We start from the raw sequence: 5,329 nt of genomic DNA on the forward strand, positions 1-5,329 counted from the left end.
TTCATTTTTATATTAACAAAAGAACTTTTTACTATGATTTTATTTTAAATAATAGATATTAATATTATATTGCGTATTTGCTGCAAAAAGGTGGTGAATTTGGTGCTTAAGTACTTGACAAGGCTATTTTGGGGTTGGTTATTTTGTGGTATTTGATACAAAAAGTAGAAAAGTTTAAAAAGTTTAAAATTTTTCAAAAAAGTACTTGCAATTGGAGAGAGTGATGCGTATTATATGTCTTCACCGGCTGACGAGTGATGTCAACGGTAAGAAACTAAGGTTTCTAAGATATTTAATAGATATATTATATACAAACACTTTGTTAAAGAATTTGAGTATCAGTAGTTAGAGTCAGAATTTGAGAATTAAACTGAAGAGTTTGATCCTGGCTCAGATTGAACGCTGGTGGCATGCTTAACACATGCAAGTCGAACGGAAACGATACTAGCTTGCTAGTAGGCGTCGAGTGGCGGACGGGTGAGTAACGCGTAGGAATCTGCCCATCTGTGGGGGATACCAGTTGGAAACGACTGTTAATACCGCATAATATCTGCGGATTAAAGGTGGCCTTTGTGCTGCCGCAGATGGATGAGCCTGCGTTAGATTAGCTTGTTGGTGGGGTAAAGGCCTACCAAGGCTACGATCTATAGCTGATTTGAGAGGATGATCAGCCACATTGGGACTGAGACACGGCCCAAACTCCTACGGGAGGCAGCAGTGGGGAATATTGGACAATGGGGGAAACCCTGATCCAGCAATGCCATGTGTGTGAAGAAGGCTCTAGGGTTGTAAAGCACTTTAGTTGGGGAGGAAAGCTCATGAGTTAATAGCTTATGGGAAGGACGTTACCCAAAGAATAAGGACCGGCTAACTCCGTGCCAGCAGCCGCGGTAATACGGGGGGTCCGAGCGTTAATCGGAATTACTGGGCGTAAAGGGTCTGTAGGTGGTTTGTTAAGTCAGATGTGAAAGCCCAGGGCTCAACCTTGGAACTGCATTTGATACTGGCAAACTAGAGTATGGTAGAGGAATGGGGAATTTCTGGTGTAGCGGTGAAATGCGTAGAGATCAGAAGGAACACCAATGGCGAAGGCAACATTCTGGACCAATACTGACACTGAGGGACGAAAGCGTGGGGATCAAACAGGATTAGATACCCTGGTAGTCCACGCTGTAAACGATGAGTACTAGCTGTTGGATTCGGTGTAAAGGATCTAGTGGCGTAGCTAACGCGTTAAGTACTCCGCCTGGGGACTACGGCCGCAAGGCTAAAACTCAAAGGAATTGACGGGGACCCGCACAAGCGGTGGAGCATGTGGTTTAATTCGATGCAACGCGAAGAACCTTACCTGGTCTTGACATCCTGCGAACTTTCTAGAGATAGATTGGTGCCTTCGGGAACGCAGTGACAGGTGCTGCACGGCTGTCGTCAGCTCGTGTTGTGAAATGTTGGGTTAAGTCCCGCAACGAGCGCAACCCCTATTGATAGTTACCATCATTAAGTTGGGTACTCTATTGAGACTGCCGCTGACAAGGCGGAGGAAGGTGGGGACGACGTCAAGTCATCATGGCCCTTACGACCAGGGCTACACACGTGCTACAATGGGTATTACAGAGGGCTGCGAAGGTGCGAGCTGGAGCGAAACTCAGAAAGGTACTCTTAGTCCGGATTGCAGTCTGCAACTCGACTGCATGAAGTCGGAATCGCTAGTAATCGCAGGTCAGAATACTGCGGTGAATACGTTCCCGGGTCTTGTACACACCGCCCGTCACACCATGGGAGTGGGTTGCTCCAGAAGTAGATAGCTTAACGAATGGGCGTTTACCACGGAGTGATTCATGACTGGGGTGAAGTCGTAACAAGGTAGCCGTAGGGGAACCTGCGGCTGGATCACCTCCTTAACGGAAATACGAAAAAAAGAATAAGCTTTAATTACATATTTGAATAATTTAGCTTAGTGTTTGTAGATAATATATTTTAGTGTAAATAAAATACGGGTCTGTAGCTCAGTTGGTTAGAGCGCACCCCTGATAAGGGTGAGGTCGGTAGTTCGAGTCTACTCAGACCCACCAGTTTTTTGGGGCCATAGCTCAGCTGGGAGAGCACCTGCTTTGCACGCAGGGGGTCAGCGGTTCGATCCCGCTTGGCTCCACCATTATTTTATTTGCATGAAGATAGAGATATTTAACAATTTAGTATAGAAATAGACTTAAGAGAATAAGTGCAAGCGGTGGATGCCTTGGCATTCAGAGGCGATGAAGGACGTGATAATCTGCGATAAGCTTCGGTTAGCTGGTAAATAAGCTATGATCCGGAGATTTCCGAATGGGGGAACCCACCTGGCATAAGCCAGGTACTCACTCGACATAGAGTGTAGAGCGAACGAGGGGAACTGAAACATCTAAGTACCCTTAGGAAGAGAAATCAATTGAGATTCCCATAGTAGCGGCGAGCGAAGTGGGAAGAGCCTGGTATGATTTAGCTGTAATTATAGTAGAACAAGTTGGGAAGCTTGACGATAGAGGGTGATAGTCCCGTATACGAAATAATCACAGTAGAACTAAGCATACGAACAAGTAGGACGGGGCACGAGAAACCTTGTCTGAATATGGGGGGACCATCCTCCAAGGCTAAATACTCCTGAATGACCGATAGTGAACTAGTACCGTGAGGGAAAGGTGAAAAGAACCCTTATAAAGGGAGTGAAATAGAATCTGAAACCGCTTGCATACAAGCAGTAGGAGCATTATTTAGTAATGTGACTGCGTACCTTTTGTATAATGGGTCAGCGAGTTACTTTTAGTAGCGAGGATAACTGAATAAGGGATCCGTAGCGAAAGCGAGTCTTAATAGGGCGAATAGTTGCTAGGAGTAGACCCGAAACCGGCGCGATCTATCCATGGCCAGGTTGAAGGTTAGGTAATACTAACTGGAGGACCGAACCCAATAATGTTGCAAAATTATGGGATGAGCTGTGGATCGGAGTGAAAGGCTAATCAAGCACGGAGATAGCTGGTTCTCCCCGAAAACTATTTAGGTAGTGCCTCGTGTATAACTCATTGGGGTAAAGCACTGTTTCGACGATGGGGGTTTTACGACCTTACTGACTCGATGCAAACTCAGAATACGATGAAGTTCAATCACGGGAGACACACTGCGGGTGCTAAGGTCCGTAGTGGAAAGGGAAACAGCCCAGACCGCCAACTAAGGTCCCCAAGTCATAGCTAAGTGGGAAACGAAGTGGGAAGGCCCAGACAGCCAGGAGGTTGGCTTAGAAGCAGCCATCCTTTAAAGAAAGCGTAATAGCTCACTGGTCGAGTCGGCCTGCACGTAAGATTTAACGGGGCTAAGCTATGCACCGAAGTTGCGGAATATATTTAGTATATTGGTAGGGGAGCGTTCTGTAAGCCGATGAAGGTGAATTGAGAAGTTTGCTGGAGGTATCAGAAGTGCGAATGCTGACATGAGTAACGTAAAATAAGTGAGATTCTTATTGGCCGAAAACCCAAGGATTCCTACGCAATGTTAATCAACGTAGGGTAAGCCGGCCCCTAAGGCGTAGCTGAAGAGTGAAGTCGATGGGAAACAGGTTAATATTCCTGTGCCGCTTATATGAACGAAGGAGGGACGGAGAAGGTTAGGTAGGCCTGGCGAATGGTTGTCCAGGTGAAAGTATGTAGGTAGAGATGTTAGGCAAATCCGGCATCTTGTTGATCTGAGGTACGAGACGAAGTCAAACTTGTTTGACGAAGCTATTGATACCAAGCTTCCAGGAAAAGCTTCTAAGTATATTGTATAAGTGACCGTACCCGAAACCGACACTGGTGGGTAGGTAGAGAATACTAAGGCTATGAGATAACTCTGGTGAAGGAACTAGGCAAAATGACACCGTAACTTTGGAAGAAGGTGTGCCCTTGATGGTGATAAGACTTGCTCTTTGAGCTGTTGGGGGTTGCAGATACCAGGTGGCTGCGACTGTTTATCAAAAACACAGCACTCTGCTAAATCGTAAGATGAAGTATAGGGTGTGACGCCTGCCCGGTGCTGGAAGGTTAATTGAAGGGGTTAGCGCAAGCGAAGCTCTGGATCGAAGCCCCAGTAAACGGCGGCCGTAACTATAACGGTCCTAAGGTAGCGAAATTCCTTGTCGGGTAAGTTCCGACCTGCACGAATGGCGTAACGACGGCCACACTGTCTCCACCAGAGACTCAGTGAAATTGAAATCGCTGTGAAGATGCAGTGTACCCGCGGTTAGACGGAAAGACCCCGTGAACCTTTACTACAGCTTTGCACTGGACTTTGAATATTTATGTGTAGGATAGGTGGGAGACTTTGAAGCAGTCACGCTAGTGATTGTGGAGTCGTCCTTGAAATACCACCCTTGAATATTTAGAGTTCTAACTCAGGAGAGATTCGAGGACAGTGTATGGTGGGTAGTTTGACTGGGGCGGTCTCCTCCCAAAGAGTAACGGAGGAGTACGAAGGTGCACTCGGTATGGTCGGAAATCATGCCAAGAGTATAAAGGCAAAAGTGCGCTTGACTGCGAGAGTGACGGCTCGAGCAGGTACGAAAGTAGGTCTTAGTGATCCGGTGGTCCCGTATGGAAGGGCCATCGCTCAACGGATAAAAGGTACTCCGGGGATAACAGGCTGATTCCTCCCAAGAGTTCATATCGACGGAGGAGTTTGGCACCTCGATGTCGGCTCATCACATCCTGGGGCTGAAGCAGGTCCCAAGGGTATGGCTGTTCGCCATTTAAAGTGGTACGCGAGCTGGGTTCAGAACGTCGTGAGACAGTTCGGTCCCTATCTGCCGTGGGCGTTAGAGATTTGAGAAGAGTTGCTCCTAGTACGAGAGGACCGGAGTGAACGAACCACTGGTGTTCCGGTTGTTTCGCCAGAAGCATTGCCGGGTAGCTACGTTCGGAAGGGATAACCGCTGAAAGCATCTAAGCGGGAAGCCTCCTTCAAGATTAGATCTCTCTAGTTTTAAACTAGTAAGGAACGTTGGAGACTACGACGTTGATAGGCTGGGTGTGGAAGTACAGCAATGTATGAAGCTTACCAGTACTAATGATCCGAGAGACTTAAGTCTATTTCTATGCTGAATTGTTAAATATCTTTATAGATATATGACCCAAAACACAGTTTTGGCGATGATAGCTTGTAGGAACCACCTGATCCCATTCCGAACTCAGAAGTGAAACTACAACACGCCGATGATAGTCTGGCATTTGCCCAGGTGAAAGTAGGTAGTCGCCATCTTATTACATATCAAAGACTTATCGTGATAAGCAATCAAAAAAGCCTCATAGAAATATGGGGCTTT

The 5,329-nt window shown here is 46.6% G+C and carries 2 tRNA genes and 3 rRNA genes; all 5 read left to right on the forward strand.

The window, feature by feature from the left end:
- Positions 1–367 precede the first annotated feature (367 nt).
- Positions 368–1,901, forward strand: a 16S ribosomal RNA gene (locus F3D62_RS11890).
- Between the two features lie 94 nt (positions 1,902–1,995).
- Positions 1,996–2,072, forward strand: a tRNA-Ile gene (locus tag F3D62_RS11895).
- A gap of 7 nt (positions 2,073–2,079) precedes the next feature.
- Positions 2,080–2,155: transfer RNA gene (locus F3D62_RS11900), tRNA-Ala, on the forward strand.
- Between the two features lie 52 nt (positions 2,156–2,207).
- Positions 2,208–5,095: ribosomal RNA gene (locus F3D62_RS11905) — 23S ribosomal RNA — on the forward strand.
- A gap of 54 nt (positions 5,096–5,149) precedes the next feature.
- A 5S ribosomal RNA gene (gene rrf / locus F3D62_RS11910) occupies positions 5,150–5,265 on the forward strand.
- The 16S, 23S and 5S rRNA genes sit together here with 2 tRNA genes alongside, the layout of an rRNA operon.
- Positions 5,266–5,329: the final 64 nt, after the last annotated feature.

This window comes from Francisella sp. SYW-9 (assembly GCF_008711465.1).
GTDB lineage: Bacteria > Pseudomonadota > Gammaproteobacteria > Francisellales > Francisellaceae > Francisella.